Source organism: Pedobacter frigiditerrae, assembly GCF_032678705.1.
Lineage (GTDB): Bacteria > Bacteroidota > Bacteroidia > Sphingobacteriales > Sphingobacteriaceae > Pedobacter > Pedobacter frigiditerrae_A.
In genome coordinates, this window is sequence record NZ_JAVTSS010000001.1 from 491,100 (window position 1) to 506,924 (window position 15,825).

Annotated in this window: 14 protein-coding genes; 4 read left to right on the forward strand and 10 right to left on the reverse strand. The window is 34.3% G+C overall.

Annotated elements, in window-relative coordinates; genetic code table 11:
- Window positions 1-184: 184 nt before the first annotated feature.
- Window positions 185-2,464, forward strand: a complete 2,280-nt coding sequence (locus R2Q59_RS02180; RefSeq protein ID WP_316783313.1) for a glycosyltransferase family 4 protein — start codon at window positions 185-187, stop codon at window positions 2,462-2,464.
- A gap of 13 nt (window positions 2,465-2,477) precedes the next feature.
- Here the strand turns inward: R2Q59_RS02180 and R2Q59_RS02185 are convergent, their stop codons facing one another.
- The 6 genes from R2Q59_RS02185 to R2Q59_RS02210 form a co-directional block, all read right to left on the reverse strand.
- Window positions 2,478-3,950: a glycoside hydrolase family 130 protein gene (locus R2Q59_RS02185; protein WP_316785464.1), complete on the reverse strand. Its 1,473-nt coding sequence runs from the start codon at window positions 3,948-3,950 to the stop codon at window positions 2,478-2,480.
- An 85-nt stretch (window positions 3,951-4,035) separates the two neighbouring features.
- Window positions 4,036-4,593, reverse strand: a complete 558-nt coding sequence (locus tag R2Q59_RS02190; protein WP_316783315.1) for a pyridoxamine 5'-phosphate oxidase family protein — start codon at window positions 4,591-4,593, stop codon at window positions 4,036-4,038.
- Between the two features lie 12 nt (window positions 4,594-4,605).
- Window positions 4,606-5,049 carry a hypothetical protein gene (locus R2Q59_RS02195; RefSeq protein ID WP_316783318.1) on the reverse strand — a complete coding sequence of 148 codons (444 nt, stop codon included), beginning with the start codon at window positions 5,047-5,049 and terminating at the stop codon, window positions 4,606-4,608.
- A 2-nt stretch (window positions 5,050-5,051) separates the two neighbouring features.
- Window positions 5,052-5,444, reverse strand: a complete 393-nt coding sequence (locus R2Q59_RS02200) for an STAS/SEC14 domain-containing protein (protein WP_316783320.1) — start codon at window positions 5,442-5,444, stop codon at window positions 5,052-5,054.
- Between the two features lie 105 nt (window positions 5,445-5,549).
- Complete coding sequence (locus tag R2Q59_RS02205) at window positions 5,550-6,086, reverse strand: ferritin-like domain-containing protein (protein ID WP_316783322.1); 537 nt, start codon at window positions 6,084-6,086, stop codon at window positions 5,550-5,552.
- 131 nt (window positions 6,087-6,217) lie between these two features.
- Window positions 6,218-6,448 carry a KTSC domain-containing protein gene (locus R2Q59_RS02210; RefSeq protein WP_316783325.1) on the reverse strand — a complete coding sequence of 77 codons (231 nt, stop codon included), beginning with the start codon at window positions 6,446-6,448 and terminating at the stop codon, window positions 6,218-6,220.
- A 66-nt stretch (window positions 6,449-6,514) separates the two neighbouring features.
- Here R2Q59_RS02210 and R2Q59_RS02215 point away from each other — a divergent pair, with 66 nt between their 5' ends.
- A complete protein-coding gene (locus tag R2Q59_RS02215; protein WP_316765379.1) occupies window positions 6,515-6,874 on the forward strand; it encodes a response regulator transcription factor in 360 nt (119 codons plus the stop codon).
- A 3-nt stretch (window positions 6,875-6,877) separates the two neighbouring features.
- On the opposite strand, the gene R2Q59_RS02220 is transcribed toward R2Q59_RS02215, so the two are convergent.
- Window positions 6,878-7,042 carry a hypothetical protein gene (locus R2Q59_RS02220; protein ID WP_316765380.1) on the reverse strand — a complete coding sequence of 55 codons (165 nt, stop codon included), beginning with the start codon at window positions 7,040-7,042 and terminating at the stop codon, window positions 6,878-6,880.
- 115 nt (window positions 7,043-7,157) lie between these two features.
- Window positions 7,158-8,060 carry a glucose 1-dehydrogenase gene (locus R2Q59_RS02225; protein ID WP_316783327.1) on the reverse strand — a complete coding sequence of 301 codons (903 nt, stop codon included), beginning with the start codon at window positions 8,058-8,060 and terminating at the stop codon, window positions 7,158-7,160.
- 182 nt (window positions 8,061-8,242) lie between these two features.
- Between R2Q59_RS02225 and ligD the strand changes: the two genes are divergently transcribed.
- Together ligD and R2Q59_RS02235 are read left to right on the forward strand one after the other, a co-directional pair.
- Window positions 8,243-10,924: a DNA ligase D gene (gene ligD, locus R2Q59_RS02230; RefSeq protein WP_316783329.1), complete on the forward strand. Its 2,682-nt coding sequence runs from the start codon at window positions 8,243-8,245 to the stop codon at window positions 10,922-10,924.
- Window position 10,925: 1 nt separating this feature from the next.
- Window positions 10,926-11,411, forward strand: coding sequence for a CinA family protein (locus R2Q59_RS02235; RefSeq protein ID WP_316783331.1), 486 nt, complete (start codon window positions 10,926-10,928; stop codon window positions 11,409-11,411).
- Window positions 11,412-11,770: 359 nt separating this feature from the next.
- Here R2Q59_RS02235 and R2Q59_RS02240 read toward each other — a convergent pair whose 3' ends face one another.
- Both R2Q59_RS02240 and R2Q59_RS02245 read right to left on the reverse strand, forming a co-directional pair.
- Window positions 11,771-12,544, reverse strand: a complete 774-nt coding sequence (locus R2Q59_RS02240) for a Ku protein (RefSeq protein WP_316783333.1) — start codon at window positions 12,542-12,544, stop codon at window positions 11,771-11,773.
- A gap of 66 nt (window positions 12,545-12,610) precedes the next feature.
- Complete coding sequence (locus R2Q59_RS02245) at window positions 12,611-15,820, reverse strand: tetratricopeptide repeat protein (RefSeq protein ID WP_316783335.1); 3,210 nt, start codon at window positions 15,818-15,820, stop codon at window positions 12,611-12,613.
- Window positions 15,821-15,825: the final 5 nt, after the last annotated feature.

The following is a 15,825-nucleotide window of genomic DNA, read 5'->3' on the forward strand; positions in this document are numbered from 1 at the left end:
TTAAAAGCAAAATATTTCTCTTAAATATTTAAAAAGCTATAAAAATATCATTTCTCCTTTTAGGAGTACGATTTTATGTCGAAATGTGCCTTTGCATTAAAACAACTTAACCGGCTCGTTGTTAAACACATAATCTCTCAAAAAACTAAGGTTCTTTATTTTTTAAGCATTATTCCTCTGAGATATGAAAATAGCGTATATTTCTACTTACCCACCACGTGAATGTGGTTTAGCAACTTTTAATCATAACTTGATTAAAGCCATTTGTTGTAATTTCGATAATCAATCATTAGTTGAAACTAGTGTAGTAATTGCAATGAACAATTCTGATGATATCAATGAATATAAATATCCAGATGAGGTTAAGTTTGTAATTAGACAGAATATACAAGAAGATTATGCGGCAGCGGCCGATTTCATCAATGATAGCGATGTTGATGCCTGCATTTTACAGCACGAATTTGGAATTTATGGTGGAGAAAGTGGATTGTTTGTACTTCCGTTTTTAAACCAGATTGAAAAACCAATCATTTCAATCTTACACACCATATTAAATTCTCCAACTTTTTTACAAAAAGCCATTATTAAAGAAATTGCTAAAAAATCTTCTAAAATAATTGTGATGGGCCAAAAAGCGATTGGTTTCTTAACAGATATTTATCAAGTTCCAAAAGAGAAAATACAATTGATAGAACATGGAGTACCAGATTTAGAAGCTCCAATCATCAACCCTGTTAAAGAATTACCACAATTGAAGGGCAAAAAAATATTATTAACTTTTGGTTTAATTAGCAGAAATAAAGGCTTGGAAACCGTAGTTAAAGCTTTACCTAAAATTGTACAAAAACATCCTGATGCGATATATGTAGTTCTTGGAAATACACATCCTGGAGTGGTGAAAAATTCTGGAGAAGAATACCGTGATTATCTTAAAGCTTTAGCAGCTGAATTAAATGTTAGTGACCATTTAGTATTCTTAAATAGATTTGTAGAAGAAGAAGAGCTAATTAACTATTTGGCAGCGACCGATGTTTACATCACCCCATACTTTAATGAGGCACAAATTACCAGTGGTACTCTTTCGTATGCCGTAGGTGTTGGTGCTGCAGTTGTGTCTACTCCATATTGGCATGCTCAAGAGTTACTTGACAATAATCGTGGCCGTTTATTTAATTTCAAAGATGATATTGGCTTAGCTGAAATTGTAAATCAATTATTAGATTTTCCTGAAAAATTGGCAACCTTAAAAAACAATGCTTATCAATACGGCCTTCAGTTAAGATGGCCAAAAATTGGAAAAACCTTTATTTCAACAATTGAAAAAGCAATTCAGCATCAAGATTATAGCGATAAAATATTGAGACAAATTATAGATCCAGGTTTAATGCCAGAATTTAACATCGACTATGTTAAACTTTTGACTGATGATACAGGAATTTTTCAGCATGCAAAGTTTGGTGTGCCTAACAGGAAAGAAGGTTATTGTGTAGATGATAACTCGAGGGCTATCATTATGGCTTTAATGGCCTATGAAGAAACTAATGATACCGAAGCTTTAGACTTATTGCCAATTTATTTAAGCTTTACCCACGATATGCAATTGGAAGATGGAAATTTCAGGAATTTTATGAGTTTCAGTCGCCAATATTTAGACGAAGAAGGTACAGATGATTCATTCGGGCGAACTATATGGGCTTTGGGATATTTAATTCACACTGCTCCAAATCGTTCTTATATAGAATTTGGAAGGGAATTGTTCTTTAAAGCCGTACCGCATTTTAAAAAACTAACACACCTTAGAGGAGTTGCTAATACCATTACTGGATTAAGTTATTATTTACAATCTCATCCCTATGATGAAATGATTATAAATGAACTTAAAGATTTAACCGCTAAACTAGTGGCAGCGTATCACAAAACCAGAGGTGATGATTGGCATTGGTTTGAAGATAAAATGACCTATGACAATGCAATTTTCCCGTTAGCATTATTCCATTCTGCAGAGATAACTGGCAATGAAGAAGTGAAAAACATTGCGCTTGAATCATTAACCTATTTAGAGAAACTAACTTTTAACTTAAACTCTTGTAATCCAGTTGGGAATGATGGTTGGCATAATAGAGGAGATAAAGCAATGCCATTGTATGACCAACAGGCTATAGAAATTATGGCAATGGTGTTGATGTATTTTCAGGCATTTATTGTAACCAGAGAAGCAGAATATATGAAGAAGATGTTTTCTAGTTATTTATGGTTTTTAGGTGAAAACTCACTAAGAATTCCATTGTATGATGCGGAAACTAAGGGATGTGCAGACGGTTTACATAAAGGTGGCGTAAATAGGAATCAAGGTGCAGAAAGTACATTGGCTTATCTAATATCACACTTGGTGATTCTTAAAGCATTTAAATATGATCAAAAATTGAATGGTTTGAAAGTACAAAAAAGCCTGGTTTTTAAATAAAACCAGGCTTATATTAATTTGGTGTTGGAGATGCTTTCAATCGATCGAGCAAAGCTCTTAAATCTACAGTTGCAAAAGAAGATGAATAATCTGATAAACCATAAGGAATAATCAACTGCCCATTATTAATAATAGAACCACAAGAATATACCACATTCGGCACATAACCCTCACGCTCATCGGGATTTGGGATTAATAATGGTTCTGCCAATCTTCCAATTTCAATAGTTGGGTCTTCTAAGTTTAAAAGAGTTGCACTTAAGCAATACCTTCTCATTGGTCCAACCGCATGCGTAATTACCAACCAACCATCTTCAGTTTCTATAGGAGAACCGCAATTACCAATTTGTACAAATTCCCAGCTGTAATAAGGTTCTTGTAGCTTGATTGGATTTTCCCAAACATTAATTTTATTAGAATACATGATATAATTGTTTATCCCATCAATACGAGATAGCATGGCATATTTACCATTAATTTTACGAGGGAAAAGTGCTAAATTCTTATTCTGTGCGCCGTTTCCAAATAAAGGACCTACGGTAAAATCATAAAAATCTTTTGTCTTTAATAGTTTAGGAATAATGATTTGCCCATCATAGGCTGTATAGGTTGCATAATAGGTAAATGATCCATCATCATTTGTGAATTTTGTAAATCTGGCGTCTTCAATTCCTTTTCGTTCAAACTCAGAGATGGGGAAAATTACACGGTCGGAGATATCAGTATCTAGTGAGAAAAGAATTTCATAATAAGAATCAGAAAGCCAAAGAACTTTTTCTAATTCTACATCTTTTTCTGGGTCTGGTTCTAATTCTTGCGTTTCGGCAATAACCTTTTTTAAAGTCGCATAATCAAACTGGTCTTCCAGTTTAGCATCTAGCATTTTTAAAACATCTTCATTAATGAGAGATATTAGGCCTTTATCTAAAAAAAGCTTTTTGTTGTAAGTCGCATTTCTAATGATTTCTGCTTCATCAATATAATCTCCCACTGGGATAACAGTGATGTTATTATGCCTGTCAATCAATGCTCTTCTAAAAACAATAGAAGAAATGTGCCCTTCGCCAACTGCTCTAAAACTGATAATTAAGCGCTTTTCTCCTTCTTCTAAGTCAGCTTGGTCTGGGTCTTCAATAATTGAGGGGTTAAAAAACGCTGCAGATTCAATAGAATATTCATGCGTAAAATAAGAGCCAATTAACAATCGCCTATATTCATCAAGCTCTTTATAATCAATATCCATTGTTTCAAACAATGATTTTAGCTTTTTGCAATGGCGAATTAAGATTTTGGTAATATTTCTATGTCTTTTTGAATATTCTTGTAAAAGCGGCGATATGATTTGAAAAACTTGAACGTCGTTTAACGTCATTACCTTAGTAATAACATCTTTAGCTCTATCATCACCATTAAAAAAGAAACGGGCAATTACACGTTTGGGGTCAGGGTAAACCTTTACATGTTTACGCTCTATTGGAAGTCTCATCATAATAATTGTACTTTATGTTGTTTGTTTGCCTTCGTTTTTACTAATGAACGAATGATTCTAATGAACGGATGATAAACCAAAACTAGAATTCTAAATTTCCCTCTACGGAATCATCCATTGTTTTGCCCGTAATTATGGAAGCTGCCATTTTGATAAAGGCAATTGCTTCACCATGTTTGGTATCCCAATAATATACATTTGTAGGTACTACTTTTAATAAGCTAATTTTTGCATCATCTTTTCCACCTTGAAACCAAACTTTAAGTAAAGGATTCCATAGTTCATCTACTTTTTCTTGGTCTGCAACTATTTCAGTAATGCCGTAAATATTTAAAAATCCTGAGTTTTTATTTTCCTGAAAAAATAAATGAGTAAATGGGTCTTGCGCAATTTCAGCATTTTTATTGCTGTCGTTATGGCTCATGAACCACAAATTACCGGCATCATCTACTTGTAAAACAGACATCGGCCTTACCGAAAGTGGTAATCCGGTTTTAATATTTGTGCAGAAAAAACAATTTTCAGCACTTGTAGCTAAATCTTTTAACTTTTTAACAGCTTCAGTGCCTTCTAAAGTCTTAATGTGGTCTTGGGTATTTTGAGTATTGTTCGAGCTATCTCGAGATGCTGCATTTTCCATAGGGTGATGATTTTAATTTTTAGATTTGGTTAATGTCTTAAGAACAAGACCCGTTACTATTGCTCCAAAGAGATAATAACCAACCGTTAATAATTGTACTTGTTCTGTTTTATTAGTAGGTTCTGGATCTAAGCCTAATGGCTTTGGAAATTTCACCGCTCCAATTCCAGCAGAGAGGCCCAGGAGTATAGCTTTTGGCCAAATCAATTTAGCTTTTCCTCCAATTAAACTATAATACATTGTATTGCTAATGAGATCGGCTTTTAGTGTTGCTTTGTATAATTCCTCATCATCAATAGCCGGTTCACCTACATTAGTTAATGTTTTGTTTAGTGCTTCAGCACCTAAAAGATTAATTTTTGGGACATTTGTTTCGTATTTTCTCAATGTTTCATGAAGAAAATTTAAAGCAACCGAGCCAATAAATCCTGCTGTTAAGTTTTTTATCAAGCCCATACTTATGATTTTAAACTTACCCAAGCAATAGCTTCATCTAGCTCATTTAAAGAAAATCCTTTTGCTTCTCCTGGTGTTACGTAGCTAAATGCATCTGTAAAATTTTCTACTGCTTTCTGGTCGGTTACAATTGCCATTTTTTTCCACTTTGTGAGATGTTTAATGCCAGCAACCGCATCTTGTAGCCAAGCTCCCGCCGTAAAATTTTCTACTTTGGTATCTAAAACTAGGAGGTAATAAATCTCATCGTATTTGGCTGTAAGCGCTTCTAATCCTGGGAGCAATACGTTCTTTAAATCATCGGCAGTTACTTCGCCGTCTGCTTTTACACCAAATACATAAGGTGGTAAATTATCAATAGGACTTAGCATATTTCTTAGGTTTTTGTATTTCAATAACAATCGTTTTTAGTTATATGTTTTGATAAAACATAAAGGTTAATGAGTACAATGTTTAAGAAATGAATAAAAAAAGGCTCAGCGACAAGCTGAGCCATATAATTATTCTTGAGCTGCTGCTTCGTTAACGCAGCTTTCGGCGAGTGTAGTTAGCGCAACATCTGTTTCTTTTTCATTATCTAACGTTTGTTGTAATAATTCTTCTACATCTGTGTGGCCCATATTAGATGCAAAAGTGCGTAATGTGCCATAAGTTGCAATTTCATAATGTTCAACTTTTTGAGCAGCTAAAATTAAACCAGCATCACGAACCATTGTCCCTTTGTCGGTGTCTTCAATAATACCAGTTGCTTCTTCTAATAAACCAGCCATAGCATCACATATTTTCGCAACAGCTTTTTCTCCTAAAAGTTCGAACACTTGCTCTAAAGTAGTGATGTGTTGTTCAGTTTCTTGGGTGTGTTTTTCAAAAGCCGCAGCTAATTCTGGACTAGTGGCAGCTTTCTGCATTTTAGGCAAAGCTTTCGCCAAATGTTTTTCTGCCCAATAAATGTCTTTTAATTCGTCAATGAAAAATTCGTGAAATTCTGAATCTTCCATTTTACCGGTTTTTCCTGTTGGTTTGTTACTAGTTTTCATATTGTTTTATTTTTTAGGGTGATGTAATAATTTGTTTTACAGCCCTTCAACATTTTGTTTTTAAGAATGTTTTAAAAAAAATAACAATAGAGAAAAGAGGAATATTTTAATGAATAATCTATTTTTTCTGATCAGTCTTCTATTTTTTTAAACATGAATTTATCTTTAATAAAATGATTGAAATACCTTCCTTTAGAGCCTGCTACCTTAAACATTTTGTAAATATCTTCAGGAACGTTTTTATAATGATAAACTAAACCTGTTACAAAGGTTATTGCTAGGGTGTGCGATTTTTCATCATAGCTAAAGTGATTAATAACTGAAGAAGGCATAATTTTATATGTTTGAAAAACATTATCCATTTAAAATGGTTTTATGATTTTACTTTAATCAATTGTTATATTAGCATCTCTCTAAACCAAATAAAATTGAATAAGACAATCTATGTAGTTGAGGATAATGATGATATCAGAGAACTGGTAGAATACCTGCTTGAAATAGAGGGATATCAAGTTTCTGGCTTTCCAAATGCTACAACTTTTAAGGAAGAGATTAAAAACTCAACTCCTGATGCAGTAGTATTAGATATCATGCTGCCAGATGGCAATGGAATTGAGATTTGTAATAAATTAAAATCTAACCTTTTAACAGAGAAAATCCCTGTTTTGTTAATGTCTGCCAATACTAATGTTGCAATGATAAGCAACGAAAGCAAAGCTGATGACTTTATAAGTAAGCCATTTGATATTGATGATTTAGTAAGTAGGGTGAGAAAACTGCTCAACTAATACTTACAACTTCCCTTTTTTTGCACCTTCTTTTGTTTCACTTGGATCTATACCAGCTTGACCATATTTAGGTGATGCACCTTTTCCATTTTGGTCAAAACTTGCTTTTCCTTTAGCATCACCAGCTGATTTTGGATTTTCTTGTTTATTTTTTTTCTCGTTTTTCATAATATTGATTTTTTAATTTCTTTATCTCAGAACATCTAAGTTCGATTTCTGAGATGTCTTAGCTAGAAAGTCTTTTAAGATTATTCCATTTCCATCTTACCTCATCCATTTTCCATCAAATAGTTATTCGTCCTCCAGTAACCGGTATAGTTGCGCCAGAAATATAACTAGCTTCATCAGATGCCAAGAACACATAAGCTGGCGCAACTTCAACTGGCTGTCCTGGTCTTCCCATTGGGGTATCTTTACCAAAATTTTCTGGGTCTGGCATAGTCGATGGGATTAATGGCGTCCAAATTGGGCCTGGTGCTACGGCATTAACCCTAATTCCTTTTCCCGCGGTCAATAAAATCTGACTTAAATTTGCAGTGAAATTTTGAATTGCCGCCTTTGTTGCAGCATAAGGCAATAATACAGGAGTAGGATTATAGGCATTTACCGATGTTGTATTAATAATGCTGCTTCCTTTTTTCATATAAGGTTCGGCTGCTTTACTGAGGTAAAACATTGGGTGTATATTTACATCGAAAGTTCTAATCCATTCTTCGGTAGGAATCTCCATAAGAGTTTCCCTTGCCATCTGAAAAGCTGCATTGTTAACCAGAATATCTATCTGACCGAATGTGGCAACTGCTTTTTCTATAATCTTTTTGCAATGACTTTCTTTCCTGATATCTCCTTTAACCAATATAGCTTTTTGTCCTGCTTCGGTTACATATTTAGCCGAATCTTCCGCGTCTTTAGTTTCCTCGTCTCCTAAATAGCTAATCAACACATCAGCACCTTCTCTAGCAAAAGCAATGGCAATTGCTTTCCCAATCCCAGAATCGCCACCAGTAATAATTGCCTTTTTGCCCTTTAATTTTCCAGAACCCTTGTAAGATGTTTCGCCATGGTCTGCCAATGGTTTTAATTGTTCCTCTGTTCCAGGTGGGTCTTCGTTTTGCTTAGGAAATGGAGGTACAGGGTATTTTGTGTCCGGTTTTTTAGGTGGTTCTTGTTTTTTGATCTTTCCCATAGGTTTAGGTTTTTTAGAAAAACACCCCCAAAGAAAAAATGTTTGTCATTTTTTCTGCCCAATGACTGAACTAATGAAACTATTGAACTAATGAACAAGTGACACTAATGAACCATTAAACTAAAAATTAAACATTTTAAAACCACAGTTGTTAAAAGCTAGAACCATATATCTACAAAAAGATGAGTTTAACAGCCTATAAAAAGAAAAGAACCTTTACCAAAACCACAGAGCCAGAAGGAGGTAAGGGTACAGGAAAGGAACTTCGTTTTGTTATACAAAAACACGCTGCCTCACATTTGCATTACGATTTTAGATTAGAAATGGGTGGTGTGTTAAAAAGCTGGGCAGTTCCAAAAGGACCATCAACAGACCCTAAGGTTAAAAGATTGGCCATGATGGTTGAAGACCATCCATATGATTATAGAACATTTGAAGGCATTATCCCACAAGGAGAATATGGCGGTGGAACGGTTATAGTTTGGGATGAAGGAACTTACACAACTATTGAAGAGATTGATGGTATTGCTGCGCAAGAAAAGTATTTGCTTTCCGAACTAAAAAAAGGTTCTGTTAAAATGGTTTTACACGGTAAAAAACTAAAAGGAGAATTTGCCTTGGTTAAAACTCACGGTATGGCTGAAAATTCTTGGCTGTTGATAAAACATAAAGATAAATATGCTTCTGAAGAGGATATCACTAAAAAAGATAAGTCTGTAATTTCTAAAAAAACACTCGAACAAGTAGAAAAAACATCCGACAATATTTACGGAGAAGACAACAAAAAGACGACTGCTAAAAAGGACCCCATTAAAAAGGTTGAAAAAGTAGTGAAGGAAAAAAAAAGCGAAAAAACAGCGACACCAAAAAATGAAAAAGCCATCGTAGCCAATGCAGAGAAATCGCCGTTTTACACCAAAATAGAACCAATGCTTGCCACTTTGGTAGATAAACCAATAGATGATGATGATTGGCTATATGAAATAAAGTGGGATGGTTACCGAGCAGTTGCTTTTATGAATAAAAAGGAAATAGAACTTAAATCTCGTAACGATAAATCCTTTAATGAGAAATTCTACCCAGTTTATAATGAGCTAAAGAAATGGAACATCAACGCTGTTGTAGATGGAGAAGTAGTAGTGGTAAATGAAAAAGGAATAGCAAACTTTGGAGCCCTGCAAAACTGGCGAAGCGAGGCTGATGGAGAGTTAGTTTATTACGTTTTTGACGTTCTATGGTACAATGGATATGATTTAAAAAGTTTACCCCTTACAGAAAGAAGAGCAATTTTAAAACAAATCATACCAGATGATTCATTGATACAATTAAGCAAGGATTTTGATACTTCAGGAACAGAATTTTTAGCTGCTGCAAAAAAGATGGGACTTGAGGGTATAATGGCGAAGCGAAAGGATAGCGTTTATGATGTAGGCCATAGAACTGGTAATTGGCTTAAAATAAAATCTAACAAAAGGCAAGAAGTTGTAATTGGAGGTTACACTATAAATGATGATACGAGTAAGCCTTTTAGTGCGCTTTTGGTTGGCGTTTTTGAAAAAGGCAAATTCGTTTATACAGGTAAAATCGGAACAGGTTTTAACATCAAAACGCAAAAAGAAATGCTTAAAATGTTCGAGCCATTAATAACTGATAAACCTCAATTTAGTGCCGAACCAGATATCAATAAACCAAGTAGGTTTAGACCCAACCCGCCAAGGGCAAAAGCAACTTGGTTAAAACCAGAATTAATTTGTGAGGTTAGTTTTACTGAAATGACAACAGATGGAGTGATGCGTCACCCATCATTTGAAGGAATGCGAGAAGACAAAAAGGCAAAGGAGGTAGTTTTGGAAAAAGAAGCAAATACAGAAGAGGTAATTAAGGAAACAGCCGTTGATAAGTATTTATCACCACCAAAAAGTGGTAAAAGAAGAACTTTGTTAAACCCGAAAGATCAAACTCAGGTAAGAAAAGTTAATGGTCACGATTTAAAATTTACTAACTTAAGTAAGATCTATTGGCCAATTGAAAAGATAACGAAACGAGATTTAATCAACTATTATTATCAAGTTGCGCCTTATATGTTGCCCTATCTAAAAAATCGTCCGCAATCTTTAAATCGTCACCCAGGGGGGATAAATGGACCGAGCTTTTACCAGAAAGATGTAACTGGAAAAGTGCCCGATTGGATGGATACTTATTTGTACCATAGTGGCGATAGTCCAGAAGATAAACATTTCCTCTTGGGCAATAATGAGGCAACATTGCTTTATATGGCAGGTTTGGGCTGTATAGAAATTAACCCTTGGAGCAGCACCACTAAAAAACCTGATCATCCAACATGGTGTATCATAGATTTAGATCCCGATAAAAATTCTTTCGAACAAGTTATCGAAGCTGCTCAGGTAACCAAGCAAATCTTAGATGATATGGGGGTACCTTCTTATTGCAAAACGAGTGGCTCCACAGGCTTGCATATTTACATCCCGTTAGGCGCAAAATACTCGTATGAACAGTCTAAGGAGTTTGCAAGAATCATTGTGACTTTGGTGCATAGAGAACTGCCAAAATACACTAGTTTAGAGAGAGCAGTAGCCGATAGAAAAGGAAAAATGTATTTGGATTTTTTGCAAAATAGGTCGCAGGCTACTATTGCAGCGCCATATTCTGTTAGGCCAAAACCTAGCGCAACCGTATCTATGCCTTTAGCTTGGGATGAAGTTAAGAAGGGATTAAAAATGAAAGATTTCACCATTTTTAATGCTGTGGAACGAATTGAAAGTTTGGGAGATATCTTTAAACCTGTTTTAGAAAAAGGTATCGATTTAAAGAAAGTCATCAAGACAATAACCAATAAAGAATAATATGCTTAATGCCGATTTAGCACATTGTAGTGAGCTTTTATTAGAAAAAGAATTAACTGTTGCATTTGCAGAAAGTGCATCTGCAGGTAGGATGGTGGCTGAATTTGCCATGGTGCCCAATGCTGGAAAATTTTTAAAAGGTGGTTTTGTTTGTTACGATGCTTGCCTCAAGGAGGATATACTTAAAGTGCCAAAAGAACTGATTGAGGAATTTACTCCAGAATCTCCAGAAGTTACAAAAGCCATAACTGAAGGGTTAACTAAGCTAATAAAGGCTGATATACATATTGGAGTAACGGGTTTACCCACTCCAGGGGGAAGTGAAACTCCAGAAAAACCTGTGGGTACCATGTTTATCTCCTGTATTTATAAGAATAAAGAACTCTTTGCTGAAAGGGTTGTTTTTGATGGAGAACCTGAAGAAATAATCCTTAGAACTGTGTTTCATACTGCAGAATTGCTAGCTACTAAACTGCATTCCTTATAAGCTGATGAAACATAATCTTTCTAGTTTAATTTTGCTATAGTAAATAGAGGTTTTGGAGCGCAAATCAAAGGTTATCTTTTTCGTAAGTCCTGCTTTCCACTGTACACCCAATGAAAAATTGGGTGGTGCCGTTTCAATCAGGGCTATTTAACAAAAGACTGTGCAGGTAAACCATTCATAGTAGCATAGAACCAGTGTTCCTAAACCTGATTGCAGTGAAAATACTTTTGTCATCCTGAGCGCCTGCCTGTGGTAGGCAGGTAGTCGAAGGACAAAAGATTGAAACGTAAAGCAGGACTAACTTTCAAAATAGCATCAATTTTGCTTTTCAAAATATAAGTTTAATGTTGATTTGTTTTTTATGCTCTCTTTTTGTTCCCTCCTAAACTTTGCATCAATTGGTCGTATAGGTTATCGCTAGTTGCTTTTTGCGGTTTTAATTTTTTAACCACAGCACGTTTGCCTTTTGCCTTCGCTTTAATAATTTTTAGTAACTCATCGCTATAAGTATCTTTAAAAGCGGCAATATCAAAATCAGAACTGTATTGTTTAATTAAAGCTAAACCAACCTCCATCTCTTTTTTAGAAATGGCTTTATCGTCAACTTTTTTAATTTCATCCATCGTTCTAATCTCCTGTTGAAACCTTATTTTTGTAATCACAATTACGCCATCCATAGGGTGTATGACACATAGATTTTCAGTACTACGTAATACAAAACGGCCAACTCCAGCTTTTTTAGATTTTTCCAGCGCTTTTAAAAGTAGGGCATAGGCTTTAGCTCCCTGTTTTTCTGGTTCAGTATAATAAGAGGTCTCGTAGTAAATGGGATTGATGTCTTGTATGTCTACAAAGTTTTCCAGTTCAATAACTTTGTTTTTTTCTGGAGCAGCTTCTTCAAAATCATGCTCATCCAAAATCACATATTTATCATTCATAAAATAGCCCTTAACTATTTTATCGTATGGTACTTCTTTTCTGGTATCTTCATTAATACGTTGAAACTTGATTTTAGCATGGTCTCTTTCATCTAGCATATCTAAATCTAAGTTGCTATTTTGTACACCAGAATATAGTTTAACAGGAATATTAACCAAACCAAAGCCAATAGAACCTTTCCAAATCGATCTCATATCAAGTCTTTTTCTTATAATAACAAGGTTGAAGATTGTATTGTTTGAAATGGTAATGGACTAAACCTATTTCTTATTTGGAAAGTATTTTTTCATCAAGACAGTAAATGCAGAAGATTTTCGAAGATTAGTCAAGTCCTCATCTTCCATAATATGAGCATATTCTTTATACCCTTTCGAAAGCGCAAACTCTAGATTTTTTAAACTCTTCGTTAAATCATTATTTAACGAATATAAACAAGCTAGATTGTAATAGGCATTTGTATCATCCTCATCAATAGCTATTAGTTTATTAAAGAATTTCTCAGCATGAGGTATTTTCTTCGAATACAATGCAGCCAATCCAGCCACGTTATACGAGTCGGTAAATGTAGAATCTGATGTTATAGATTTTTCAAAAAATGTAATAGCCTTTTGAAAGTCTTTTTTCGAATAAAGTTTGTAACCATCAATAAAGCTCATCAAAGCGATATTTCTGCTATTGTTGGTAGCTAAGGAATCTTTATAAAATTTAATCGCATTGGGCAAAACGGTCGAGTTTTTATCAATTTCATTAGTAATATGGCTAAGCGCATCAGAGTAGCCATTTAATTCTGCAGATTTCAAATAATAAGCAAATCCTTTAATAGCGTTATTTATGCTAGCATATAAATGTCCAGCACTGTGGTATGCATTGTCATTGTTTCTATCAATGGTTATTATTTTTAAATACTGTTCAAGAGCTTGTTGGTAATCTTCTTTTATATTATAAACCCTAGCTAATCTATTAAGCCATTCAATATTTTTAGAATCTAGTGTTAATGCTTTTTTAAGCACAACGATAGCATCGTCATATCGTTTCATTTTTATTAAGATGTAAGCCGAATTATTAACGCCATCATTATTTGTTGGCTCAATTACTAAGGCTCTTTGGTATTTTTCAAGTGCTTTCTCCGATTCCCCTTTATCATCGTATAAATTTCCATAGTTAATCCAAGCATAAATATATTTTGGATTTAATGACAATGCTTTTTCGAAAGCATCTATTGCCTTGTCATATTCTTTAAGGACAATATAATTTGCTCCCATACTGGTATAAACTTTAGCAGAGGTGGAGTTTAATTTTATGGCCATTTCATAATATGGAACAGCCTTTTTTGGCTCATTAATGTCTTCATAAACATAGGCTTTACCTACATAACTTTCCTCATATTTAGGGTCTAACTTAATAGAGGTATCGAATGATACTAATGCTTTTTCGTAATTTTTTAATTGATAATTCGTGAAAGCAAAATCAAAGTGTGTCGTCGCAGAATTTGGATATTGATTAACTAACTTTTCAAAATATATTATAGCTTCTTTGAAATTTTGAGCATCTCTTAAAGCAATAGCAAGGTTATTTATATATAGTGAATCTGTAGGGGATAAAGAAACCGCTTTTCTGTAATTAAATAATGATTTTTCTTTATCACCTAACATATCATAAGCATTGCCTAAATCATTATACGCATCAGCTAAATTAGGATTAACTAGAATCGCTTTTTGAGCGTATTTTAGCATTAAATCATATTTATCTAGAGAATAATAAAGTTTGGCGAGATTCCCAATCGTAATTTCATCATTAGGATCTAGGGCTATCGACTTTTCATAGAGCAATATGGCTTTGTCATATTCTTTTTTCACCTCATGAATTGTACCCTTAACATTATATATGCCAGCAAAATTAGGATCAATAGCAATTGCTTTATCGCAATATTCAATCGCTTTTTTATAGTCTTTTAACTCTTTATATTCAAGAGCAAGGTTGTTGTACGGAAAGACCCAAGAAGGAGAAAGTTCTACGGCCTTATTATAATAATAAATGGCAGAATCACTTTTTTTTGCATCAGCATACCTTAATCCAATTCTATTGTAAATGTAAGGTGCATCACCTTCCAATTTAAGTGCATCTTTTAAAATGCTGATTCCTTTTAAATCATCCTCAACTAATAAAGAATTAAAAAACAAGGCCCTAGCTTTAATGTAATCATGTAAAATATGCTTTTTGTCGGTTAAGGTAGCTGCAAACATAATTTCTTTAGCAGTTCTTAAATCTTTTTCTTTAAAAATATTCGAGACCCCTTTTAAATAATCATCTAATTTGCTTTGAGATCTTTTTTGTAACGCCGCTAAAAATGAAGATTTTAATGATGGGCGAATTGTAATAGCAGAAGGATCGTTTAATAACTTGTTGTAAATATGAAGGGCAGAATTTACAGTGTCAGTTTCTTTTTCTCCCCATAACAGCCAACCTTTTTTAACAAACTCGTTGTATTTGGCATAAGCATCAGCAACTGCTGGCGTAATTTCATCTGCAAAACCTTTTTTTGTATTGGCTGCTATCATTTGCCCAGTAGGGATGATGAGCTCATCCTTTTTTGCATCAGCTAATAAAACATTGTCAAACGTAAAAAGCTGCCTTTTTGCATCGCCATCAATTTTTGGGTTTTGGCTATTAGCCGTTTCATCACCAACCTTTAATGGGAGGTAAAGCGCAAGTTCTCCAGCAGTAATTACATTGTCGGTATTTCTGTTTGCTAAACCTTGTATCCCTTTCATCAAATAATAAGAAAAAACACCTCTTCCGCCTCCCCATTTAGGGTTTTCTAAAGAAAGTTCTCCTTCCTGAGCAGAAAGTATTTTGGTAATTTGGCCGCTCCATTCTTTTCCTAAAGCCTGCATGGTCATTTTTATGCCTTCCATTCCGCCGGCTAGTTTTCCAGATTTACAAGCATCAACTATTAATAAAACTTCTTTCGCTTTGTTATTGGCGATATAAGTTTCTAAATAATCCTGTAAAAATTTAATGCTCACCGTTCCTTTTGTCATGTAAGCGGCAATAGGGGCGTCATAAGCCAATAGGAAACCATTTTGATGAATCGTTTTTTTCTCAACATCGCCATGGCCTGAAAAATAAAAGATAACCTTGTCGTTTTCCTTAACACTTTCTGCTAACCACTCCAAAGTGCCATAAATCTCGCCTGAAATAGCTTCTTTATTTAGCAACATCTTGATGTTTTCTGTAGGTACGTTAACCTGAGGAGTTCTCAAATATTTGTAAAATGCCTCGGCATCTTTATGGGCGTAATTTAATTTAGAGATGTTTTGATATTCTGATATACCTACCACAACCGCCCAAGTTTTTCCAGTTGGTCCATCTTTTTCTTTATTGCTTACCGTAACCCCTTTTTCACCTTGTGCTAAACAGAGTTGAGATAAAGACAATAAGCAAATGAAAATGCAAAACCAGTTTTTCATGGGGT

Bases quoted from the DNA above. Each gene is read 5' to 3' on its own strand.
- R2Q59_RS02180 (WP_316783313.1), top strand. From the start codon at position 185: ATGAAAATAGCGTATATTTCTACTTACCCACCACGTGAATGTGGTTTA.
- R2Q59_RS02185 (WP_316785464.1), bottom strand. From the start codon at position 3,950: ATGAGACTTCCAATAGAGCGTAAACATGTAAAGGTTTACCCTGACCCC.
- R2Q59_RS02190 (WP_316783315.1), bottom strand. From the start codon at position 4,593: ATGGAAAATGCAGCATCTCGAGATAGCTCGAACAATACTCAAAATACC.
- R2Q59_RS02195 (WP_316783318.1), bottom strand. From the start codon at position 5,049: ATGGGCTTGATAAAAAACTTAACAGCAGGATTTATTGGCTCGGTTGCT.
- R2Q59_RS02205 (WP_316783322.1), bottom strand. From the start codon at position 6,086: ATGAAAACTAGTAACAAACCAACAGGAAAAACCGGTAAAATGGAAGAT.
- R2Q59_RS02210 (WP_316783325.1), bottom strand. From the start codon at position 6,448: ATGGATAATGTTTTTCAAACATATAAAATTATGCCTTCTTCAGTTATT.
- R2Q59_RS02220 (WP_316765380.1), bottom strand. From the start codon at position 7,042: ATGAAAAACGAGAAAAAAAATAAACAAGAAAATCCAAAATCAGCTGGT.
- R2Q59_RS02225 (WP_316783327.1), bottom strand. From the start codon at position 8,060: ATGGGAAAGATCAAAAAACAAGAACCACCTAAAAAACCGGACACAAAA.
- ligD (WP_316783329.1), top strand. From the start codon at position 8,243: ATGAGTTTAACAGCCTATAAAAAGAAAAGAACCTTTACCAAAACCACA.
- R2Q59_RS02235 (WP_316783331.1), top strand. From the start codon at position 10,926: ATGCTTAATGCCGATTTAGCACATTGTAGTGAGCTTTTATTAGAAAAA.
- R2Q59_RS02240 (WP_316783333.1), bottom strand. From the start codon at position 12,544: ATGAGATCGATTTGGAAAGGTTCTATTGGCTTTGGTTTGGTTAATATT.
- R2Q59_RS02245 (WP_316783335.1), bottom strand. From the start codon at position 15,820: ATGAAAAACTGGTTTTGCATTTTCATTTGCTTATTGTCTTTATCTCAA.